General features: G+C 60.5%; 23 protein-coding genes. 11 read left to right on the top strand and 12 right to left on the bottom strand.

Translation table 11 applies throughout. The annotated features are described in order from the left end of the window. Nucleotides 1-163: 163 nt before the first annotated feature. From PSH81_RS14130 to PSH81_RS14150, 5 genes are all read left to right on the top strand, one after another. Complete coding sequence (locus PSH81_RS14130) at nt 164-385, top strand: hypothetical protein (protein WP_305390865.1); 222 nt, start codon at nt 164-166, stop codon at nt 383-385. 2 nt (nt 386-387) lie between these two features. Then, the gene (locus PSH81_RS14135) at nt 388-603 is read left to right on the top strand and encodes a DUF4224 domain-containing protein (RefSeq protein WP_305390866.1); all 216 of its coding nucleotides are present in this window, start codon (nt 388-390) and stop codon (nt 601-603) included. After that, nucleotides 604-1,638, top strand: coding sequence for a tyrosine recombinase XerC (gene xerC / locus PSH81_RS14140; RefSeq protein WP_305390868.1), 1,035 nt, complete (start codon nt 604-606; stop codon nt 1,636-1,638). Nucleotides 1,639-2,088: 450 nt separating this feature from the next. Then, nucleotides 2,089-2,343: a helix-hairpin-helix domain-containing protein gene (locus PSH81_RS14145; protein ID WP_225595626.1), complete on the top strand. Its 255-nt coding sequence runs from the start codon at nt 2,089-2,091 to the stop codon at nt 2,341-2,343. Between the two features lie 46 nt (nt 2,344-2,389). Then, entirely contained in the window at nt 2,390-3,265 is an 876-nt protein-coding gene (locus tag PSH81_RS14150) for a hypothetical protein (protein ID WP_305390872.1), read from the top strand. A gap of 258 nt (nt 3,266-3,523) precedes the next feature. Here the strand turns inward: PSH81_RS14150 and PSH81_RS14155 are convergent, their stop codons facing one another. The 3 genes from PSH81_RS14155 to PSH81_RS14165 are packed head-to-tail and all read right to left on the bottom strand — an operon-like array spanning nt 3,524 to nt 7,831. Beyond that, nucleotides 3,524-5,188 carry a N,N-dimethylformamidase beta subunit family domain-containing protein gene (locus tag PSH81_RS14155; protein WP_305390873.1) on the bottom strand — a complete coding sequence of 555 codons (1,665 nt, stop codon included), beginning with the start codon at nt 5,186-5,188 and terminating at the stop codon, nt 3,524-3,526. After that, entirely contained in the window at nt 5,185-6,534 is a 1,350-nt protein-coding gene (locus PSH81_RS14160; protein ID WP_305390874.1) for an MFS transporter, read from the bottom strand. The genes PSH81_RS14155 and PSH81_RS14160 overlap by 4 nt, the downstream gene beginning before the upstream one ends. Before the next feature lie 46 nt (nt 6,535-6,580). Next, nucleotides 6,581-7,831 (bottom strand): MFS transporter, encoded by a 1,251-nt coding sequence (locus PSH81_RS14165; protein ID WP_305390875.1) that lies wholly within the window; start codon nt 7,829-7,831, stop codon nt 6,581-6,583. Nucleotides 7,832-7,933: 102 nt separating this feature from the next. On the opposite strand from PSH81_RS14165, the gene PSH81_RS14170 reads away from it, so the two are divergent. Next, the gene (locus tag PSH81_RS14170) at nt 7,934-8,887 is read left to right on the top strand and encodes an AraC family transcriptional regulator (protein WP_226456882.1); all 954 of its coding nucleotides are present in this window, start codon (nt 7,934-7,936) and stop codon (nt 8,885-8,887) included. 52 nt (nt 8,888-8,939) lie between these two features. Here the strand turns inward: PSH81_RS14170 and PSH81_RS14175 are convergent, their stop codons facing one another. The 6 genes from PSH81_RS14175 to PSH81_RS14200 all read right to left on the bottom strand — a co-directional run bounded on the left by PSH81_RS14175 (nt 8,940) and on the right by PSH81_RS14200 (nt 15,037). Next, complete coding sequence (locus PSH81_RS14175; RefSeq protein WP_192299980.1) at nt 8,940-9,701, bottom strand: SDR family oxidoreductase; 762 nt, start codon at nt 9,699-9,701, stop codon at nt 8,940-8,942. A 29-nt stretch (nt 9,702-9,730) separates the two neighbouring features. After that, nucleotides 9,731-10,558, bottom strand: coding sequence for a DMT family transporter (locus tag PSH81_RS14180; RefSeq protein WP_192299979.1), 828 nt, complete (start codon nt 10,556-10,558; stop codon nt 9,731-9,733). Nucleotides 10,559-10,632: 74 nt separating this feature from the next. Continuing rightward, entirely contained in the window at nt 10,633-11,538 is a 906-nt protein-coding gene (gene gcvA, locus PSH81_RS14185; RefSeq protein WP_305390877.1) for a transcriptional regulator GcvA, read from the bottom strand. 425 nt (nt 11,539-11,963) lie between these two features. Beyond that, entirely contained in the window at nt 11,964-13,928 is a 1,965-nt protein-coding gene (locus PSH81_RS14190) for an FUSC family protein (RefSeq protein WP_305390878.1), read from the bottom strand. Beyond that, nucleotides 13,928-14,836: an HlyD family secretion protein gene (locus PSH81_RS14195; RefSeq protein ID WP_226456889.1), complete on the bottom strand. Its 909-nt coding sequence runs from the start codon at nt 14,834-14,836 to the stop codon at nt 13,928-13,930. The genes PSH81_RS14190 and PSH81_RS14195 overlap by 1 nt, the downstream gene beginning before the upstream one ends. 12 nt (nt 14,837-14,848) lie before the next feature. After that, nucleotides 14,849-15,037 carry a DUF1656 domain-containing protein gene (locus PSH81_RS14200; protein WP_305390880.1) on the bottom strand — a complete coding sequence of 63 codons (189 nt, stop codon included), beginning with the start codon at nt 15,035-15,037 and terminating at the stop codon, nt 14,849-14,851. A 143-nt stretch (nt 15,038-15,180) separates the two neighbouring features. Between PSH81_RS14200 and PSH81_RS14205 the strand changes: the two genes are divergently transcribed. Both PSH81_RS14205 and PSH81_RS14210 read left to right on the top strand, forming a co-directional pair. Further along, nucleotides 15,181-16,023 (top strand): helix-turn-helix domain-containing protein, encoded by an 843-nt coding sequence (locus tag PSH81_RS14205; RefSeq protein ID WP_305390882.1) that lies wholly within the window; start codon nt 15,181-15,183, stop codon nt 16,021-16,023. Between the two features lie 172 nt (nt 16,024-16,195). Next, complete coding sequence (locus tag PSH81_RS14210) at nt 16,196-16,411, top strand: hypothetical protein (RefSeq protein ID WP_226456890.1); 216 nt, start codon at nt 16,196-16,198, stop codon at nt 16,409-16,411. Between the two features lie 35 nt (nt 16,412-16,446). Here PSH81_RS14210 and PSH81_RS14215 read toward each other — a convergent pair whose 3' ends face one another. Beyond that, complete coding sequence (locus PSH81_RS14215; RefSeq protein WP_226456891.1) at nt 16,447-16,881, bottom strand: hypothetical protein; 435 nt, start codon at nt 16,879-16,881, stop codon at nt 16,447-16,449. Between the two features lie 242 nt (nt 16,882-17,123). On the opposite strand from PSH81_RS14215, the gene PSH81_RS14220 reads away from it, so the two are divergent. Further along, a complete protein-coding gene (locus tag PSH81_RS14220) occupies nt 17,124-17,687 on the top strand; it encodes a GNAT family N-acetyltransferase (RefSeq protein ID WP_226456892.1) in 564 nt (187 codons plus the stop codon). A 44-nt stretch (nt 17,688-17,731) separates the two neighbouring features. Here the strand turns inward: PSH81_RS14220 and PSH81_RS14225 are convergent, their stop codons facing one another. Next, nucleotides 17,732-18,649 carry a universal stress protein gene (locus PSH81_RS14225; RefSeq protein WP_226456893.1) on the bottom strand — a complete coding sequence of 306 codons (918 nt, stop codon included), beginning with the start codon at nt 18,647-18,649 and terminating at the stop codon, nt 17,732-17,734. 101 nt (nt 18,650-18,750) lie between these two features. Next, nucleotides 18,751-19,989: a DUF4010 domain-containing protein gene (locus PSH81_RS14230; protein ID WP_305392777.1), complete on the bottom strand. Its 1,239-nt coding sequence runs from the start codon at nt 19,987-19,989 to the stop codon at nt 18,751-18,753. A gap of 386 nt (nt 19,990-20,375) precedes the next feature. On the opposite strand from PSH81_RS14230, the gene arcD reads away from it, so the two are divergent. Then, nucleotides 20,376-21,866 (top strand): arginine-ornithine antiporter, encoded by a 1,491-nt coding sequence (gene arcD / locus PSH81_RS14235; RefSeq protein WP_226456894.1) that lies wholly within the window; start codon nt 20,376-20,378, stop codon nt 21,864-21,866. Nucleotides 21,867-21,953: 87 nt separating this feature from the next. Next, a complete protein-coding gene (locus PSH81_RS14240; protein WP_226456895.1) occupies nt 21,954-22,496 on the top strand; it encodes an Hsp20/alpha crystallin family protein in 543 nt (180 codons plus the stop codon). The last annotated feature ends 147 nt before the right edge of the window (nt 22,497-22,643 follow it).

A 22,643-nucleotide genomic window follows, 5' to 3' on the forward strand; every position in this document is an offset into this window, starting at 1 on the left:
TGGGCCGGAATGTTCAACGCTCCCTTGTCTTGTCGCGCAGTGACAACAACCACATGTGGAGCATGGCCGAAAAGCTTGACGCTATCGCAACACGCATCAGCAAAAACTACCCCTAACCCATTCCCCTACGTGCCAGCCGGTGAACGGCGGGCAAGGACATCCCATGTTCGCAATAAAGCTCACCCTGATCCTCGCGGGCTTCATCCTGTATCTGTTCGGCACGGTCGTTGGCTTTGTAGTAGGCATTCCCGCACTACTGAGTTCAGGCGAAACGCAAGACATCATCACGGCCTTCGGTGGCTTCATAACCTGGCTGCTGATCAGCTTCGGTTTCATCATCCACATCATCAAGACAGCGCGGCCCACCACGGGCGGCGGGAGGTAGGTATGGACGGAATTCACTTCCTGTCGCACGAAGACGTTTGCGAACTCACAGGTGCCAAGACAAAGGCAGGACAGATTCTGGTCCTGTCCCGCAATGGCATCCGCCACACTATCAAGCGAAATGGCTGGCCCTGCGTTATCTCGGCATCGTTGCTGGCCGGAAAGAAAGATCGGCAACCCGAAAAGACCGAATGGCAACCACGGATGGGAATTCAGTAAATGGCGCGACGGCCCACCAACCCCGGCAGCATCCCCCGGCTGCGCAAGCGCCTGCGATCCGGGGGAAGGGTTTATTACTACTACGATGCAGGCGATAAGCCCAGGAAGGAAATCGCCCTTGGCTCCGACTATGGTGCCGCGATAGTTGAGTATGCGCGCCTCGAAAAGAGCCGGGCAGCGAATGCGCTGGTCGCCGCGGCGCTGACCTTCGAGTACGTCGCAAACAAGTACGTGGAAGAGGTGGTGCCTACGAAGTCGCCGGCCACACAGAAGGACAACGCGCGAGAGTTGAAGCAGCTCCTGATCTTTTTCAACGACCCGCCAGGTCCATTGGAGGCAATCGAACCAAAGCACGTGGTTCAGTACCTGCGCTATCGCTCAAAAACCGCGAAGGTACGCGCCAATCGGGAAAAGGCTCTGCTCAGTGCGATCTGGAACTTCGCCCGCCAGAGCGGCTACACGTCGCTCGCCAACCCATGCGCGGGCATCAAGGGGAACAAGGAGACCGGCCGGGACACCTACGTCGAGGACGAAATGCTAGCGGCTGTATACCTGCACGCCGATCAACCGCTCAAAGACGCATTGGATCTGTTCTACCTCACCGCCCAACGCATTGGCGACACCCTGAAGATGGATGAGCGCCACTTGCTGGATGATCAACTGCTGATCACGCAGGGGAAGACCAGCATGAAACGACGAATCGAGGTTGTTGGGGAGCTGAAGGTCGTGATCGACCGCATACTGGAAAGGAAGAAGGGGCACAAGATTCGATCAACCAGGCTCGTTGTAATGGACAACGGCCAGCCGATGACAGCAAGCATGCTGAGGGGGAGATTTGACGCGGCCAGGATGAAGGCCGGGATTGAAAAGTCTGCGTTTCAGATGCGCGACCTTCGCGCTAAAGCTGCCACGGACAAAGAGGAATCGACAGGTAGCATTCGTGACGCTCGGGACCAATTGGGCCACACGACCGTCGGGATGACAGAGCAGTACATTCGGCGTCGCAAGGGCCTGAAAGTGCTCCCAACCAAGTGAAAATCCGTTCCGCAATAAAAATGGCTCCCTTGAAAACAAAGGGCTACAAGCGAGCCATTGCAGAACTATTGCGGACCGGAAATAGCCATAAGCTATTGATTTAAAGCACTTTATGGCCGGACTTAAAATCCCCCGCTCGTAAGGGCGTCCCGGTTCGATTCCGGGTTCGGGCACCATATATATCAAGGGCTTGCATGAGATACTTCATGCAGGCCCTTAGTGTTTCTGTTGCGCAATTTCTTAAGCTGCTCCGCAATTCCCCTTCCCCGGCGTCCCGAGCTTTCTGCCAACCGCCGGCGCGAATCGCTGCCTGATCGGCTGGATGCTGGCGGCACTGGTCTGTTCACACGCCCTCCTTGAAGATTCTCAAAACGCGCACGCCGGGCTATTGAGGCACCGTCTAGCGTCGGGCACACTTGCGTGGACTCATCGCCAAAAAAGGAATTTACGATGCCGTTTTCATCAGATGAAAGGACCGCTTTGCTCGCGCTCAAAGGCGTAGGACCAACCGTCATTACACGGCTTGAGCAAATGGGTATCGAATCGCTCGCAGAACTCCGAAAATCAGATGTTGGTGACATCCTGGCTCAAGCATCAGCGGCATTAGGCTCGACCTGCTGGAAGAACAGCCCTCAAGCCAGAGCGGCCATCACCGCTGCAGTGGCGCTCGCGAGGCGCTCTGCAGAGCAAATCCCGGCCAGGTAGGTTCGTTCGATTGTCTCCCAGTCGGGTTGCTTGAATGGTCGAGCACGTGAACTACCCCACTCTGATTGAATCCATTACAGCAATGGAAACTCAGACAACTGCAATCACGGAAGAACCGCCTTTGAAACTTCGTCTTTCAGTCCTCCTTTTCAGCATCGCTCTGTGTGCTGAGGTGCAGGCTGTGCCAAGCCCCGAAACCGAAGCTGTCTTTGAACACGCAATGCTGTTAGGTGATGCCATACAACAACGAGCCGATCAGCTGGTTGAAAGAGAACAGCAGGGAAAAATTGACAAGGGCACACTGAGCCAGTCAATACAGGAGGCAACCAAAGGGCTTGAGACTTATGAGGACGAGCTGCGTAAAGCTAGCGCCGGAGGGCACGGTGTAGCGACTTTCATGTTGGCGAATATGCAAGAGGTTAAAGCGGCAACCTTTTTAAGTGGCTATAAGGCTATGCATGTAGAGGCTTGCGCGCTTTACCAGAACGCCGCGGATCAAGGCTTGGTTGCCGGAGCGATAATGGTGTTGCGCGACTGTGACGAGGCATTCCTGCGATTCAAGTTCGATGACCCCGAGTCTCTTCGCAAGTATACCCAGCTAGCCAGTGCTCTAGAGCAGCCGGATCTGTACGCTGGCCATTATCCACTGCCGGCAGTACGCTCGTACTGCTTCAAAGATTCACTGAAAGCCGAAGCCAATCGCGAACTACCGTTGACCACTATGAGGGACTTCCTCAAGCCGGTTTCTCTGAGCCTGGAACAGTTTCGCGCCGACGGGTATTACCTGTTAGCGCTCAAGGGCGATTTCGCGAACCCGAAAGTTCAGGCCTATTTCAAGCAGTCGCAGACGATAGCACCTGACTGCCTAGACCCTTCCAATCTCAAGGCACTGTTCAAAAATAGAGAGGGGAAAAACCACTGACGTTAGCCCTCTTTCAACACGATTTGGCACATTAGAAAACGTGGCGCTGATAAACGTAGCGGCCGGCAGCGACTACAACACCCTGGCGTACCACTTCCACCGCACCGAGCCAGGCGGTGATGGACGGGCTCGGCCAGTGGGTGAAACCATGATAGCCCCCCCTCTGGTTCGCCTGAGTGTCTATCTACAAGGTGGTGAACTGACTCACGAAGTCTTTGGGGTCCTCGTGTGGTAACAACCGGTTATTCACCGGCCCGTTCAGCGCACCTCCTGGTGAGTGAGCAAGAAACGATCGAGCACATTTTTAGTGATCATCACGGTGTAAGTGTCAGCTTGTATGAGCCCATGTACCCATTCGCACGTGGCGGCGGTAAAGACCTCACCTCGGCCTTTGTGGAAGTGCACCACCATACCGGCCCCACGGCTGTGTAAAGCGATGCTGGCGTCACTAAGGTCAGGCGCCAGGATGGAAGCCCGAAACCGGGCATCGCCATCGCCGAGCATGAATGAATAGGCATCTTCGCTGCGGCCATGCTCGGCATTGGTCGCCCAGCCCATTGCGAGGATTTGCAATCGGCAAGGCGCACCGTCTGTGCCGAGCGGTTCTGGGAGGCCATCGACGAACGTGTACTCGAGGCCATCGACTTCATAGCCAAAGATGTTGGCTTCGTCTCCGAACATGTCCGCGTAGCCGAGGCCTGTTCCCATAAACGCCCAGTGCTGAGGCCTGAAGACCGTGTATCCGCGCGGGTTGCGCGGTGCCATTGCGCCAAAGCTAGCGTATATCCCACGCAGAGCATTCACCCCGAACGTCGATGCTCCGGGGTGATTGACCCTCGGATCTTCCCAGGCCCCCGTTAGCCGATGAGGCTCGGTAGCCGCCACAGGATCGAGTGCACCGGCATCGTACTTGTAGGCCACCTGCCGCCGGCCCTCCTCCTCCAGGCGAATCTGCCACATGAAATTGCCGGCGAAGCGCGCGACCTTGCCGCCCTCCTCGACAAAGGCGTCGACGTGGTCGCGCATTTCTCGCGTCCAGTACTCGTCGTGCCCGGCAAAGACGGCGCAGGCGTAGCCCTCCAGCGCGTGCGGGTCGTGATGCAAATCGTCCTGGGTCAGGATATGGACCCTATACCCCTGCTGTTCGGCCCAGACCACAAAAGGCCTCTCGAACGAAGCCCAACCCGCCAAGGCGTAGTACTTGGCATAGCCGTTAAGAGCGGCCCATTCGATGAACTCATAACGCGCCGGGCCTGGCTTGCGGGGCCGGGTCGTGTTGATGCAACGGGGCGCACCCTCCGGCAGCCAGACCTGCCCGCGCGCCCAGGGCCGTTGTGCCGAGAGTAACGGTGAGCGGCCACGCGGCGTGCCGGGGTGGAGGCCAAAGTAATGATTGGCACCGCCCCAGTCGTTATAAGCGGCCCAGGTCGATGTGGCTGCAACGAGCACCAAGGCATCGGCGCGCTTGAGCACCGCCTTGACGATAAACAGATGATGCCCCAGCACGCTGTCAGCGCCATCCCGTACTTCGACCATATAGCCACCCGGCTCGGCCTCCACCGGGATTGTCCATCGCATGAAGACTGGCCACTGGCAGCCATGCTCATAGGCACGTTCGGGTATGGGGTGGAAGCAAGCATCCAGGCTGTCGGTGGTATGCACCGTACAGGTGTCGGCTCCATCACGATAAATCCGCAGTCTCACTTGCGCGCAGTTCGACGACAGATACAGGCAAACCGTATCACCCGGGCTGTAGGCACGGCGGTCCGAGTAGCACCAAGCGGCAGCCGGGCCCGACTCGCAAGGCACTTCCACCCAGGTCTCGCGTGCGGCCTGACGTGGGCCCGAAGCCTGGCTGACGGTCACGTTGGCGCCCGGGCGTTCACCTCGTGCAGCGGCGTTTTGCGGGGCGGCTGAATTCATTGAGTCATACTCCTTGGTTCGGCGGATTCTGCGGATCGAGCAGCCAATGCATTTACGCGGACTCGCGCGCCAGGCGCCCCGATATGCGCAAGGTCAATGCCCGCCGTTTCTTCGATAAGAAACCCAGCCATTACGGTGACAACGCCCAAGCCAATGACATAGCTGACATACAGGTAGCCAAGGTCGGCGCCGCTGAGATAGTTATGTAGATAGGGGGCAGTGCCGCCAAAGATCGCCACCGAGATCGAAGACACCAGGCCGACGCCCTGCGCCCGTGCCTGGGTCGGCACTTGTTCGGACAGCACCGCAGGGAAAATCGCCGCGATCAGCGACCAGGCGCCAAGCCCCAGAACCTGGGCCAAAAACAGCGTGTAGGGCTCAGTGGTCACCATTATCGAGATGGGATAGGTCAGCAGGATCACGCCCAGGCCCCAGGCAATGACCATAGGCCGGCGCCCTACCCGATCAGACAACATTCCGCAGACCGGCAACCAGCACACACAGAGGACCTGCGCGAGAAGACTGGCCATGTAGGCACCCGTGGCGTCCATACCCTGGGCGATCGCGGTCGAAGCGCCGAACGTGACCCAGGCGTAGTAAGTGACATTGGCGGCCGCGGCCAGCATGACGATGTTACGCGCAACGCGCAGCATCTCCGCCGTGGACAGCTTGCGCGGCGGCCGCGCCTGCCCCTGCTGCGCTACAAATACATGAGATTCCTGCGCACCGCGGCGCAAGAACAGTGCGTAAAAACCAAGCACTCCCCCCATGGCAAAACCGATCCGCCAGCCATACTCACCCATGGCCTGCGCGCCCAGCAGCCAGGTCAGCGCCGCCGCCACCGCCGTCGCTGCCATGACCCCTAGCGTCACGCCCACATAGACGGAACTCGACCACAAGCCACGGTGCTTGCTCGGGGCGATTTCGGCGACATAGGTGTAGGACACCCCGGTCTCGCCACCATGGGCGAGCCCCTGCATCAGGCGGAAAAACAGCAGCGCGACCGAGGCGTACAGGCCAATGCTCTGGTAGCTGGGAATCAGCGCGATGCCCAGACTGCTGATCGCAAGCAGCAGCATGGTGATCACCATGATAGTCCGACGCCCCAGTCGGTCGCTCAGCCGGCCAAACAACCAGCCGCCGACCGGGCGGGCAACAAAGCCAACCGCAAACACAGCAAGGGTCGCGAGCATCGCCGAGCGCGCATCGGTCTTGTCGAACAGATTGCTTGCCAGGTACACCGAAAAGGTTGCGTACAGGGTCCAGTCAAACCATTCCAGCGCATTGCCGATACTTGCCGCGCGCAACGATTTGAGGCGTCCTTGGTGAGACGTCGTATTGTTCATGGAGTATCTCCTGGTTACGGAAGGGATCGCGGTTTGGCAAACCGGATCAAAGGTGCAACGCGGGCTTGGGCTGGCCTAAACCCTGGGCAACCGGGACGCGGACACGCAGCGCAATCAGCAATGCGGCCAGCAGCATGAGCACGGCCGCCGCGATGAATACGCCTGCGCTGCCACCGAGGTTGAACACGGCACCGCCAGCGGCGGCGCCGGTTGCGATAGCCGACTGCACAGATGCCACCACCATGCCCCCGGCGCTTTCGGCCTGATCAGGGACTGCACTGGCAACCCAGTTCGACCACGCCACCGGCACACCACCAAAGGCCAAGCCCCAGATGCTCAGCAGTACTGCCTGCCCCGCAATCGAGGCCGGCAACAGCACCAACGCCAGTGCTGCAACGCCGACCAGCGCGGGCATCAACACCAGAGTGGCCAGCGGGTAGCGCTCCAGCAGCTTTCCGGCCAACAGCGTGCCAACGAAATTCGCCACACCGAACCCCAACAGCATCAGCGACAGCCCCTGCGTACCGATGCCGGTCGTCCCCTCAAGAAATGGCCGAACATAGGTGAACATCGCGAAGTGCCCGCTGTGCACCAGCACACACCCGAACATCCCCATGGCGATGCCCGGGCGCTGCAGCACGTCGAGGATGGTGCGCAGACGTGCCGGCCGGCGCGGCGCCAGGCGCGGCAGAGTGAACGACTGGAACGCCAGAGTGGCCATGCCGACCGCTGCCGCCGCAAAGAATGCACTGCGCCAGCCATACAGCCCGCCCAGGTAGCTGCCCAGCGGCACTGCTACGACGGTGCCGATGGCAATGCCGCTGAAAATGATCGAAAGCGCCCGTGGCAACAACGCACTCGGTACCAAGCGCATCGCGACCGCCGCCGCCATGCTCCAGAACCCGCCAAGGGCAATGCCCAGCAAGATACGCATCAACAACAGCACCGCGAAGCTGGAGGAAACGGCGACCAACAGATTGGAGGCGACCATCAAGGTGGAAAACCCCAGCAACACCCAACGGCGGTCGATGCCGCGGGTCAGGCCCGGGACCAATAAGCCCGCGAACAGCGCCACTACCGCAGTCACTGTGACCGCTTGGCCCGCCAGCGCTTCGGACACTCCCAGGTCGTTCGCCATCAGCGTCAACAAGCTGGCCGGAAGGTACTCGGCGGTCAGTAATCCGAACACGCCCATTGCCAGCGAAAACACGGCCATCCACGCGGGGGTGGCAGGCTCCACGTCCGGGACGACGCCGGGATGGCGGTCGGATACGGAATTACACACACAGTCAGTCATTGCACGGATCTCCCAATCTTCATGGCGATCCGCAGTCTAGGCGCGGGAATCCGGATGATCTATGATCTAAAGTCTCTACTTTTTGACCAAAACACCTGAACAATGCCTACAGATCAGTTTGCGCTCTCCTCGGACCTCATCACCGAACTGTTACGCGGCATGCGCCTGCGCGGCGTCGAATACCGGCGTATTCAAGCGGGACCCACCTTCGGTTTGGGCTTTGCTGAAAAACCTGGGCATGCCTGGTTCCACTTCATGGCCGTCGGCAATGCGGTGCTGCGGATGGAGGACGGAACCACCTACGCGCTGGGTGCGGGCAACGCCGTGTTCATTTCCCATGGCGCGGCCCATCAACTGTTTTCCGATCCTCACGTGCCTGTTCAAGACATCGACCTTCTAGACGGCGCCCCCCTCGGCGAAGCCGTCAGCGCGGTGGATACCGGAACCGGTGGCAGCCCCACGCCGAGCACTATTGTGTTCAGTGGCTGCATGGAGTTTGAACTGGGCAGTCTCCACGGCCTTGGCCGGCTGATGCCGGGCCTGATGTTGATCGATGCCGGCGGCCAGCGTTACCCCGGACTGGTGCCTATCCTGGCCACCATGGAACGCGAGGTCAGCGCTGCACGTATCGGCTTCGCCGGTATCCTCGCGCGCTTGGCCGACGTGGTGGCGGCCATGGTCGTGCGCGGCTGGGTGGAGTGCGCCTGCGGGAATGCCTCTGGCTTGGTCGCCGCCTTGCGCGATCCACGCTTGGCCGGCGCCCTGCTTGCACTGCACCAGCAACCGGGCCGTGACTGGACCGTTGCGCAGTTGGCAGAGCAATGCAATACCTCACGCTCGGTCTTCGCGGACCGCTTCCAGGTAACGATCGGCATGAGCCCGCTGCGCTATGTCACCGAACTGCGAATGCGCCTTGCAAGCCAGTGGCTGACCCTCGAACGGCTGCCGATTGAAGAGGTAGCGCAGCGTTTGGGCTACACCTCCCAGGCCGCGTTCAGTCGCGCCTTCAAACGCATTACGGGCAACACACCTGGCTTGAGTCGCAAGGTCAGGTAGGCGACTGCCCGTTGAAGCCGAGCGCACGCAGTCGCTGATCCGTGGCGCTGGCTTATTTACCACCCGTCACGTCGAGAAATGTGCCGGTGACGAATGATGCCTGCTCGCTGGCAAGCCATAGAATCGCCTGTGCCACTTCCTCCGGCTGGCCACCCCGCCCCATGGGGATCGAGTCCTTGACCCGATCGACCCGGCCCGGCTCGCCACCACTGGCATGCATGTCGGTGTAAATATGCCCGGGGCGAATACCGTTGACGCGTATGCCTTCCCGAGCCACCTCCTTTGCAAACCCAATGGTAAACGTCTCCAGGGCGCCCTTTGAGGCCGCATAGTCGATGTATTCATTAGGGCTGCCGAGACGCGCCGAGGCCGAAGAGACATTGATCACCACGCCGCCCGGGCCGTTGTGACGGTAAGACATGCGCTTCACCGCCTGCTGGGCACAGAGTATCGGCCCAATGGAATTGACCGCAAAAATGCGTTGCATCCGCTCGAAGCCAAGGCCTTCCAGGCGTGACTGAGGCGCCAGCATCCCGGCGTTATTGACCAGTACGTCAATACGTCCGAACGAGCGGTCGATGGCTGCGAACAAATCGGCCACCTGTTGCGGGTCCGCACTGTCGGCGCGCACCGCCAACGCCCTGCGCCCCAGTGCTTCGACATCCGCAACCACTGCCAGCGCGGCGGCCTCGTGGGCGACGTAGCTGATGGCGACGTCATAACCGCGTGCGGCAGCCAACCGGGCGGTGGCCGCCCCCACGCCACGACTTCCTCCGGTGATCAGAATCAGCGGTGCCTTTGAGACGTTGATCATTGAACCTACCTCCTGGCCAGTCGGCCGTATCAGCCGATAATGAGGGTACCGCTGGCGATCACGACGCACGCCAGTATCCGGCGCGCTGTAAGCGTCTCGCCGAGGAACACATAACCGATCAACAACGCAAACAACACGCTGGTTTCGCGCAACGCGGAGACCGCGCCCAGGGGCGCTTCGTTCATGGCGTAGATGACCATTGCATACGCAAGCAAAGAGACCAGTCCGCCGCCCATGGCGGTAAGCATTCCTGGCCGAACCGAGAACAAGCTGCGCGGACCACGCAGACCGATGTAAACCACCGGCATCAGCACGCCCCACAGGGCGCACATCCACACGGCGTAGGACAACGGTGCACCGGATAGCCTGGCGCCTATGCCGTCGACAACGCTGTAGGCCGCAATGAAGCAGCCTGTTCCCAGCGCATAGGGCAAGCTGGGAACCGACAGACTGCGCCCTTTGAAGGCCAGCGAAACAATCCCGCCTGACACCAGCGCCACACCGAGCAACTCGCCAGGGCTGATGCTTTCTCCGGCAAAAACCGCGGCCCCCAAGGTAATCAGCACCGGCGACGATCCGCGTGAAATCGGATAGATCTGCCCCAGGTCGCCAACTCGGTAACTGCGCACGAGGAACAAGTTGTAGCCCACATGCAGTAACCCCGAAAGCAGCGCGTAGCTCCAGCTTTCCATGGCCGGTGGGACCATGAAGGCGGCGGCGACGGCACAGACTATTGCAATGGCAATGCACATCACCGTCATGGACCACAGGCGATCGTTACCACTGCGCAGCAGCGCATTCCAGCTTGCATGCAGGAGCGCGGCGAAAAGAACCAGCAAGACGATATGAATAGGCATGCGCCACTCTAGGCAATCCGTTTCCGAGACAAAAGCGAAGTATCCTCATTGCAGCATGAACGGATACTCATGCATTACGCTTGCACTCGTTGTACTTTCAGCGCTTCGCTGACTAGCCATTGGCGAAAGCTGGCGACATGCGGTTGCGATTCGATGCCCTTGGGGCAGACGAAGTAGTACGCAAGCGGCGATGGAAGCGGCACGTCGAACAGCCGAACCAAACGGCCATCGGCGATTTCGTTCTCGACATGCCCGCTGCGCACCAACGCCACGCCTTGGCCGAGCAAGGCCGCCTCGACCGTCATGTTGGTGTCGCCAAATCTGACGCTTTCCTTGAGCGGCAAATAGGCCAGCCCGACGGCTTGAAACCACGTCTCCCATTTAGGTACCAGCTCGGCACCATCACGCGTCAGCAGTGGAAAATCCAGCAACTGTGCAGGGCTCTGCGGTGTCCCGACGCGTCGCAGCAGTTCAGGGCTGGCCACAGGAAATACCTGCTCTCCAAACAAAAATTCCGAATACAGACCTGGGTAAGCACCCTTGCCGAGCCTGATCGCAACATCCGCCTGGCCGTGAGAGAAATGGATGATTTTGTCCGTGGTATCCAGCGAGACCAACAGCTCGGGGTGCTGGCGAGAGAGCAGCGGCAAGCGTGGCAGCAGCCATTTGAGCGCGAAGGAATAGGTGGTGCTGACGCGCAGTCGAACCCGGCCTTTTTGCTCGCGCAGGTGGCCCAAAGTCGCCTCCAGGCTGATGAAGAATTCGCGCACGATGGGCGCCAGCGTTGCCCCCGCGGCCGTCAGGCGTAACGCCTTGCCACGTTCGAACAACTGCAGCCCCCAAAGCGCCTCAAGATGCTTGAGCTGGTGGCTGACGGCGCTCTGGGTCACATGCAGTTCCTGCGCGGCTGCGGTGAATGTCGGGTGGCGCGTAGCAACTTCGAACGCACGCAATGTCGCGGTGGGCGGCAAATCTCTCATAGGGGCGGTATCCGGCGAAGTATCAGAAAGACGCTTGCATGAACGCTAGCTCATAAGGCGCTGAATTCACTCTAACCGTCGCCGCCCTGCCGTGACAGGGGTGCACCGGAAACTAGCAGCTCAACGACGCCCAGGCTTCTCGATGGGCTGGGTGGGTGAGTCGTTGCGCTTGGAAGCAGCGTCTTGCCGGGGAGCTGTCTGTTGCCGGTGTTGTTCTTTATGGAATGCCTCATGCCACCGCATCAGTGCTTCCGCGCCGTCAGAAGCCAAGGCCGAGAGTGGCGCGCAGGCTATCCACGCGGTTGCCATTACGAGTGTCAGTTTTTTCATTACGTATCACCTGGGTTGGTTGAAATCCAAATAGTCGGCGCGCAGAAGCCTACGGCGCCCGTGTGGTGCCATGCGGTCATGCCTGGGTGTATGACTCAGGGCGTGGAACGCGCGAGCTGCGCGTATTGCTCCAGCAGCCAGGCCAAGTCGTGGTAACAGGTCGCTAAAGCGTGCGCGCCAAGCCTTCTCATCGACCTTGATGTGCGGCGAGCCTGCGCCGCGCAGATCGCCGGGTCACCCGCCCAACGAGCTATCCGCCGGGCGCCGCTTTGTGCGCAACGGGCGACGGGCGAGCCCGGCTCAACACGCTTCGCCTTAGCCTGTAACCGGCGCAATTGCTTACTCAATTGCAGGGACAAGTAGCCCGCCCGGTAATCGTGCCTGTTATCGGCGCCGAGCAAATTGATCAACGCGACGATTCGAGATTGCTGCCTGGCCTGCCATTTAGCGTGGTCGATCGTGCTTGCAAGACGAAGTAGCTGGCGTGTGTGCTTATGCAGTGAACGTTTCAACGCCCGAATATGTTTGACCGGATCTCTGGGCAAGATCTGGAACGCCAATAAGCAGATCAGCATTGCAACAATCCACGCCAGCGCCTGGTTCGCAAAGTCGGCGAAATCATAGGAGGCGATGGCACCCGTGCTCACCAGGGTGTTGAACCCGATCAGGTAGGCGATGCCTTGCAAGGCGTGACGCGGTTGGCTCGTCGCATGGATCCCGAACGACCAGAACGCCGCCAACAGCATAAATAACAGCGGGAAACCGTTGATCTGTGGCATCAACAGGAACTTGCACAGCGCGGCAGCCACAATGGCGTAGAGCGTGCCACGTATAAAACTGGCCATACCCTGCGCCGGCGCCGCGGCCGTGGCCAGCAGCGTGCAACCTGGGCCCAAGACTGCCAGCAGCGTCGGCCCTTGATTCCAGCCGCTGAAGTACCAGACCGCCCCCGTGGCCAGGGTTGCGAGCACGGCCCGGATGCCGTTTCGTGCCGCGTCCGCGTAATGGCGGTGGTAGCCCACGGCGCGGACCTGCGCCGGGCGTCGCTGATCGAGGCTGGAGAAGTTCAGCAAGGCCTCAGTCAAATCTGTCAATTGCTCGTGCAAGCGTTCGCTGAACAACCGCGAGCCTTGAGTTGAGTCTGCATGCTCATCCGCCAAGCGACGCAGTTGCCCTACCGTATCGGCCGCCACCTGGAAGGTGCAGCGGCTGCCCGCCAGGCGCTCACTCAGTTGCAGTAGCGCGCTGGCATTGTCCGCCAGCAGCACGGGATCGACGCCACGGGCGGCATCGTCCAGGTGCACGTCCAGCACCGCCGATTGCAAATGCGCCAGGCCTGCTTGAATCGCCAGTTGCCGGGAGCGAATCAGCGCCGACTCCCCACGGGCGAGTCCCAGTTGATCGTCCACCTTGCCGATGTCCATCGCGAGCTGGTGACGTTGTGCCGTCAACGCCGCGATAGGCTCGCCGGTGAGTCGAGAGGCGAGCAGTCGGGCACTGCGGGCACAGATGCCGACCAGCGCGCTGCGCACCTTGTCCTCCATGGTCTTGGCACTGAACAGCGTGACCACCAGGCTCAAGCTCAGCACCCCCAATGCGACCGCCGTACCACGGGTGATGATGTGCTCAAACCCCAGTTGCGGCGCAACGATTGCAGGGCCCAGCGCCAGGCAGACGGTATAGCCCGCCACCACCGCCGCCGTGGCCTGATAATGGCGCAAAACGGTCATTGCACTGACGCACAGGCCCAGCCACAGAGCGATACCGAGCAGGAACAACAGCATCTGTTGTGCGAACAGGCCTGTCAGCACTACCGCCGCGACCAGGCCGACCAGGGTACCCAGCATCCGGTAGACACCCTTGCCACGAACCGCCCCCTGGATGGGCTGTAGCAACAACAACACGGTGGATGCGCCCGCGAACGGGGCGTCCAGATGCAGTTCAAAGCCAAGCCACAGCGCCAGACCTGCAGCCAAGATACTGCGCAACACGTAGAAGAACGTGACGGACGCCGAGGGCCGCGCAATGCTCGCGAAAAGGTGTGTCAGCCGGTTCGTCATCACAGGAACGCCTGCAGCCATTGGGTGAGCCGCCAGCGTGGCGCAGCGTTCGACTCCTTGACTTCGACACTGGCGGTCATGCCCGCCACCAATTCCACGCCCTCCGGCACCTGATCCAACTCAATGCGCACGGGTACGCGCTGGGCCAACCGAATCCAGCTGAAGGTCGGGCTCACCTCGGGCAAGCCGTTGGCATTACGCACTTCATTAACATCGGCGATCCCCCTGCCCATGCTTGCCACGTGCCCTTCCAATAGTGGGGCAAACCCCATCAGCTTGATGGAGACCGGGGAGCCGACCCGCACGGCCGGCAGCTTGGTCTCCTCAAAATAGGCCGTGACCCAGAAACTATGGCCATCGACGACGAACAGGTTGGTAATGCCAGCCTGTGCGTAGTCACCGGGTTGCAGGCGCAGTTGAGTGACGTAGCCGTCTACCGGCGAACGAATGGTCGTGCGCTCCACGTCGAGCTGCGCTTGGGCGACCTGGTGGGCAGCTGCGTCCAGGCGCGCTCGGGCAACGGCCAGGTCGCGGGCGGCGTTATCAATCTCTTCCTGGGCAATGGCCCCGGCCAACTGGGCTCGCCGCTTGAGTTGGGCGCTGCGTTGCTCGAACACGCTGCGCGCCTCGGCAAACTGCGCGGTGCGCTGCTGTAGGGCCAATTGATAAGCGCGCGCATCGATGCAATAGAGCAAATCGCCCTTTGCCACCCATTGATTGTCCCTGGCTGGCAACCGATCGACTTGGCCGGACACCTCGGGAGCGATACGGATAACCTGCGCACTGACCCTCCCGTCACGCGTCCACGGGGCCAGGACGTACGCCCGCCATAGTTGCAGGCAGAACACCAGGGCCAGCAAACCAAGCAACAGGGTAAGCGCCGGTTTGAGGATTTTGACGATAGACATGACCTGCCCCACTCAACAATTGACGACCATCGTCGACAGGACGATGAGCGAGACAAAAAAACGCGCCAGTGCCGGGTGCCAGGCCCAATCCAGCCAGCAGCGGGTCAGGTTCTCGATAAGCGTGTAGGCCAGGACCGACACGCCCAGGTAGATCAACAAAGGTGGGAAATACAGGTTGGCGATGGAGACTTCGCTAAACATGGCAAATACCGGGTTCAAGGGGCTGTAGCATCTCCCCTTCCTACAGGGGGCTTGTTGATGATGCTAAGCAATTACCACCACTGCCGATATTGAGTAGACTGCCAGAATATAATCAAATCCAGACAACCTCACGATTGCATGCCATGGCCGAAATCCATCCTTTACACGTCGATCAGTTCGAGTACGACACGCTTGTTCAACCTGCCGTCGCACTGAGGCTGGAAACACAACGCAACGACAGTGAGTCCGCGGTACACAAGCACCGCAAGGGGCAACTGGTCGTGGCGTATGGCGGTGGCATTGTGTGTACGGGCGAGGACGGCGTGTGGATGGTCCCGTCGGGTTTTGGCGTGTGGATACCAGGGGGCGTGGCCCACAGCAACCGTGTGACGGCCAACGGGCAGGTGTGCTTTCTGTTCGTAGAGCCCGGCGTTGCGTTACTGCCAGACCACTGCTGTACGCTGGCGCTGTCGCCCCTGATCCTCGAGCTGATCCTCCACCTCAGCGACCAGGCCCAGAATTACCCTCCACACTCGCGCACTGCGCGGCTGGCCAACGTGTTGCTGGAAGAGCTTGAGCTGGCCCCCACCGAACAGCTGTACCTGCCGTTGCCGGCATCAACCGCGCTTCGCACAATCGCTCGGGCGCTGGCGCAAGACCCAGCCAACCGCGCCACCATGGCGAGCTGGGCGCACCATGTGGCCATGAGTGAACGCTCGCTGTCGCGCCTGGTAAAAGGCGAAACGGGCCTGACCTTCGGCCAGTGGCGCAAGCAGTGGCAGATCATTGTCGCGCTGCAAAGCCTGGCCGAGGGGTTGTCGGTACAGAGGACGGCCGAAGCCCTCGGCTACGAGTCAGTCAGCTCGTTTATCTCCATGTTTCGTAAAACCCTGGGCACCTCTCCAGCACGCTACCTGCGCAACACTGCTCTTCCCGCCAAGAACTCCGGTCATCGCGCTTCTGCCGTTGCGTCTGTTCCCAGGTGATCAACCTTACGTCCCACTTTTGACCTTGCTCCAGACCCGCGTACGCACGCGCGCTCATTTGAGGAGTGGGGAACGTGCACGAAGTCTAGGTTGCGAGGCAGCCGGTGACGATAACCCGCTGTTGTTACCCCGAAAGCGTTAAGCTACGCCCCCCGAGCGACGGAGCCCCCGGATGACACAATGGCGAAAACAAGGCACATCGAGCAAGGCGTGGACCTATGCACTCCTGGCCTGCGTGCTCCTGTTTACCTGCTTCACGGGGGCGATCTGGCCGGACGGCTACACGTCCAATCGCAAGCGGGTGTTCACCCCGGGCTTCCTGGTGGTTTGCACGATGGTGGCGGTGGTTGAGTTGTTAGTGCTGAACCACTTTTACGGCGTGCGTTAAGACCGCTGGGCCGAGCACTCTGATGAAATCCAGCCTCAGGCGGTGGTACTGACCAACGTACCCGACGTGTCGCTACCCTCAGCGGTCACTGCCTGCAACAACGCTGCGGTAGCGGTCTGCAATGCCGCCGTCGTCGCAGCAATCTGCACCTGGGCCGCGGCAACCGCAGCTGCCTTGGCCTCTTCACTTAGCTTGGCGGACTGGGCTTTTTGCAGCGCCTGCTGCTGGGCCTGAAGTTGCTTTTGCAACTGTTCAATCTGTTTTTTCAGTTGTTTGACGGTGTCGGACGTTTGCGTCGATGAACTGCCGGAAGCCCCGCCACCTGCAGCAGTTGCGCGTTTGCTGGCACTGGTGGCGGTAGTCGCGGTGGTGCTGCTCGACGACTCGGCAGTCGTGTCTGCGCTCGCGGGACTGGTGGCCGCTGGCGTGGTAGGGACTGCGCTTGGAACAGTGGCGACATTGACGATCATGCTGAGTACTCGGTTGCGACTGGAAGAGCTGCTGCGGATATTTCAATTTGTTTCTGGGCCCTGCAGGGCAACTTTATACGCCGCACTGCCATCATCACGCCAGCCCTGTTGGGCTGAACTTGGCGTAAGAAGGCCGTATCTCTGATTCAGATCAGATTCTTGCCCCGCCGGTGGCGTACAAAAGAAGCGTCTGCAGGGTGTGCTGTGCGCGCCCGTGTTTTAACCGAACAGAGGGTTTACTCATGCTTAGCGTCAAAGAGCACAACGAACGGGCCGCCACGATCTATGCCACGAGCACCGGCCAACACTGGATTGAAGCGCTCACGGACGGCCGCCACGTGCTGATCAGGCCCTTGAGCGAAAAGGATCGGGAGCGTGAATACGCTTTCATCAAACACTTGTCGCCCGAATCGCGGCACATGCGTTTTCTGGGGCAGATCAGCGAGCCGTCCGGGACCTTGCTTAATCAATTGATGGACACCGATAACCGGCTGCGCATGGCCTACGTGGCGTTGGTGCATGACAATGGTCAACTGATCGAGATCGGTGTAAGCCGCTATGCCGCCACCGGCGAGCATGAATGTGAGTGTGCCGTGACCGTCGCGGATGAATGGACGCATCTGGGGTTGGGGACGTTGCTGATGAAGCACCTGATCAAGGCGGCGCACAACAATGGTATGCGCCGGATGTATTCAGTCGATGCCGCCAGCAATGCGCCCATGCGCGACCTGGCCCAGGCGCTGGGCTTTGCGCGGCACGCTGATCCTGCAGACCCCCACCAGGTGATTCACAGCCTACGCTTGTAACGTCTGGCCCCGACGAGCGTCGGGGCGCTCGCCGGCTGCGGCCGCTATAGCCCCCGGCCCGGCTTGATCGCCAACAGGCTACAAGGCGCACGGTGCAGGAGCTGTTCGGCAGTGGTGCCCAACAGTTTGCTCAGCCCTTTGTGTTGCACCGTACCCGCCACAATTACATCGACTTGGTGTTGTTCGACGAATTGGCAAATGACCGGCACCGGCACACCCTCGATGAAGTGACGGCAGTCGGCCGCAACGCCATGGCGCTCGGCTATCGCCGCGAACGCTTCACGCTGTGCCACGCCCTCGGCTTCGTAAATGCCGGTGGCCAGGGGTAAGGCGCCGAAGCCCATGTCCATCGTGTACGCAGCCGTCCAGTCGTACGCATGCAGCACTTCAACCTGAGCATTGCAGACCTCGGCCAGTTTCGACGCGGCGGCGAGAATCTGATCGTTGAATACCAGGTCCTGGTCTTCGCTGCGCAACACATCAATGATCGCCAGGATACGACGGGGGTGCGGGTTCTGGGCGTTGGTCACCAGGTGCACCGGGACCGGGCAATCCCGCAACAGTTGCCAGTCCAGTGGGGTGTAGAACACCCGTTTCAGCACCGACTCCTCGCGGGCATCCTTGATGATCATCGTCAGCGGCATTTCCTTGATGAAGTGCAGGATCTCCGCATACGGATCGCGCACCCACACCACCTCGCTGGTGACCGTGACACCGTATTCGCGCATCCGGCTCGCCTGTTCTTCAAGCCAGTGGCGGTGCTTTTCCAGATACGCATCGCGGACCGCGGCGATCTGTTCGGGCGCGAACAGGTCGGCCACCGCCAGCGCCTGTAAATAATCAAACGCCACGATATGCAGGGGTTGTCGCAAGGCTTGCGCCAACGCCGCTGCACGTTCGAAGGCCGGCGTATGGGTCATGGCTGACGGGGCGATCAAGAGTAAACGCGGTATCTGTGACATGGTGCACCTCGGCACTTGAGCGATGGCTGGGAATACTCCAAGGCTGATCCCCTCGCCCGACGACCCACTTGATCTTTGTCAGTCATCGGGCAAATCATCGTTCAATGCACCAGCAGCGCGACCCACATGGCCGAGGTCAGCAGAATCTGCCCGGGGATGACATACGTGGCAAAGCGTCGCCCACCGCTGATCCAGGCCAACAGGCATTTGCTCAGCGCATTGCTGCTGACCGCCAACAGCACGGGCGGGGCAACGGCGCTATAGGCCAGGTGCCCGCCTTTGGCCAGCGAGGCAATCGAGGCCGTGGACGAATGGGCGTCGGCGAAGCCGCTGAAGATGGCCGTGAGCATCACGCCCGCCTGACCAAAACGATCAAGCATCAGTGACGATAAAAACGTCATTCCGGCCATGGTCAACGTGACCGCCAGCGCAAGTTTGAGGTTGAACGCACCGCCGACCTTGATCGGCCGGCTGGCGATACCCGCGGTTTTCGGGAAGAGCAGGCAAGCGCTGAACAGCAGCGTGACGCCAAGCCCGGCCAGCAGCGGCCCCCACACGTACGGCAACAAGGCGGTATCGACCGCGCCGAGGATCAGCGCAACCTGGGCCACCGTGGCCAGATTCGACAGAATGGCCGCCGCACTCAATACCTTGAGGTTATCCGGCTCTTTGCGCGCAATGTGCCCCATCGCCGCGATGGTCATGGTGCTGGAAGCAAAGCCGGAGGCGATGGCGCTGACGACATAGCCGTAGCGAACACCCAACGTGCGCACGGCGATATGGCCAATGGCCCCCACCGCCATCAGCATCACGGTCAATGTGCACAGGGTGCGCAAGTTGAGCGCCGAGTAGGGACCGATGAAGCGATCAGGGGTCAGCGGCAACACCACCAGCGCAGCGATCAGCAACACCAGGCCGTCGCGCATCTCGGCTTCGGTCAACTGGCTACGGGCAAAGTGATGGAGTTTCTCTCGGTAAGCCAGCAACCCAGCCATCACCACGCCAATGGCAATCGCCTGTTCCGGTGCTGTACCGCACAGTGCGCCAAGTAACAACACAGTGAGCAAGGCCACTTCGCTGGTCACGCCCGGATCGCTGCCCAGGCTGCGCCAATAGGCCACACTGACCAGCAATGCCAGGCAGCCGCCCATGATCCCCAGCAATAGCGCTCCGCCAACCTGCATCGCCACGTAACCCAGCAAAGCTGTGATCGCAAACGTGCGCAACCCGGCACAGGCACGGCTGTCGCCCCGACCTTTATGCCGTTCACGCTCAAGACCGATCAACAGCCCGATCCCCAGCGCCGCGGCGGCGCCCGCCAGCCCCGGTGTTTCATGCATGGCGGCGCAACCCCGGCGGTTGCGTCGGGCCGGGCGTGGCATTGGCCGAAAACCGTCTGCGCGGCGTCCTGGTTATCAACATTCACCTCCGGCTGATGCTCGTGTCTGGCCCATATTCAGGGCGCCCAAGACGTTTGCTGCAAGGCTCTCCCGCTGATCCAGACTGCGCCGGGCGACGTTGCCGGGAGTTGATCATGATCAACAATCCGGGTGGGACACCCTCACGCCCTGGATGACGACGTGCGTCGCGGCGGCCCGAAAACACGGCGTGTTTACACTTTCTGACTTAAATCAAACGATGGCTGAGGGTTCACGGGGACATTGGAGCCAGCATTCACACCACCCTACGCGGTGAGTGTAGAAACCCTCGTTTCGTGGAGGCTTCTATGACTACGCACCTGCAAGACACCCACTCAACCCTTCCTCCCGCAGGGCAACCCATCGCAGGCAGTTTGCAAAGAGCCGACTCCCGGCGGCTCTCCCTGAGCCTGCTGGTGGCCCTCGTGATCGGTTCGATGATTGGCAGCGGCATTTTCAGCCTGCCGCAGAACATGGCCGCCCATGCGGGTGCCGGAGCGATCCTGATAGGTTGGGTGATCACCGGCATCGGCATGCTTTCGTTGGCGTTGGTTTATCAAACCTTGTCCAACCGCCAGCCGGCGCTGGACAACGGCGTATTCGCCTACGCCCGGGTCTTGGGGGGCGAGTTCCTCGGGTTCAATTCCGCCTGGGGCTACTGGATCAGTGCCTGGATCGGCAACGTCAGCTACCTGGTGATTCTGTTTGCAGCCTTGAGTTACTTCTTCCCGATGTTCGGCGAAGGCAATAACGCCGCCGCCGTTGCCGGCGCCTCGATACTGCTGTGGTCGCTGCATTGGATGATTTTACGAGGCATGCGCACCGCGGCCCGCGCCAATGCACTGACGACGCTGGCCAAAATCGTGCCCTTGTTGCTGTTCATCGGCCTGGTGATCGTGGCCTTCCGGCGTGAAACCTTCGCCGTCGGCTTCTGGGGCTCGCCTGATTTGGGCAGCACCCTCGATCAAGTCAAAAGCACCATGCTGGTGACCGTTTGGGTGTTCATCGGGATCGAAGGGGCCAACGTTTTCTCGGCGCGTGCGGCCGAACGCAAAAATGTCGGGCGTGCCACCGTGATCGGGTTCGTCATCACCTTGTTGCTGTTGATTGCGGTGTCCCTGTTGTCACTGGGCATCCTCAAGCAACCCGAACTGGCGACCTTGAAGAACCCATCCATGGCCGGTGTGCTTGAGGCTGCGACCGGCCCTTGGGGCGCGGTGTTGATCAGCATCGGCTTGATCATCTCGGTGGGAGGTGCACTGCTCGCCTGGACGCTGTTGGCCGCCGAGTCGGTCTTCACGCCGGCCAAAGAGAACGTCATGCCTGGGATGCTGGCAACGGAAAACGTGCACGGTGTGCCCAGCCATGCGCTGTGGATCACCAACGGCTGCATTCAGCTGTTTCTGTTGCTCACGCTTTACTCAAGCGCCAGCTATCTCGCGCTGATTTCCCTGGCGACCTCAATGATTCTGCTGCCGTACCTGTTCAGCGGCCTCTATGCCTTGAAACTGGCCTGGCAAGGCCTGACGTACGAGGGCCATCCTGGTCTGCGAGCCCGTGACGCGGGCATTGCCTTGGTAGCCACGGTGTATTGCGTGTGGCTGCTGTATGCCGCCGGCCCCAAATACATGCTGCTCAGTGCCTTGCTGTACGCGCCAGGCTCATTGATTTATCTGGCCAGCATGAAAGCCCGTCAGGGCCAACCCCTCAACGGCGCCGAAACGGGCCTGTTGATCATCATCTGGGCCGCCGCGGCCTTTGCCGGCCGCATGTTGTGGACGGGGGCACTGACCTTGTGAGGAGCGCGCTCACACCGTGTTTTTTTCAGGGCGGCCTGGCGTACCGGGAATGTGCCGCCTGCCCTTCACCCAAGAGGAGTCGTCAAGATGAGCAATTCCGAGAAAAAAATGCCGATCCCGACCGAGGCCAAGTCGAATCAGCATCCCTTGTCGTCAGACCTGTGGCAGCCCTTTGAAAAACTCCGGCAGCAGGTCGATCACCTGTTTGACGATTTCAATCGCGGTTCAGGGCTGTCGCCCTTCAGTCGCGGTTTGTTTGATCTCGAACCGCTGTGGCGGCACGAACGGATCGGCCAGCGCCGGCCCGCCGTGGACATCACCGAGAAGGACAAAAGCTTTGAAATCAGCGCCGAACTGCCCGGCATGGATCAGAAGAGCATCGAGCTCAAGCTGTCCAACGGCAACCTGATCATTAAGGGGGAAAAGAAAGCGCAGAAGGTTGAAAAAAACAAAGGCTACCACCTCAGCGAGCGTCACTACGGCGCCTTTGAACGGGTATTCAGCCTGCCCAAAGGCGTGGATGCCGAGAAGATCGAAGCCAGCTTCAGCAATGGCGTACTGAACATCTCGTTGCCCAAGAAGCCCGAAGCCATGAAGGCGGACAAGGTCGTACCCATCAAGGCCGACTGAGGCTTGGCCCACTTGCCCCTGCCGGAATAACGACAGGGGTTTTCTTTGATGACAGGGTTCACGTCATCACCGGAGGACCGTTCGTCGCTTTTTATTGAATTAAATTGAACCAAACGAACGTATAAACTTTTGCGCCGCTACTCTTAA

The organism is Pseudomonas sp. FP2335 (genome assembly GCF_030687535.1).
Taxonomy (GTDB): Bacteria; Pseudomonadota; Gammaproteobacteria; order Pseudomonadales; family Pseudomonadaceae; genus Aquipseudomonas.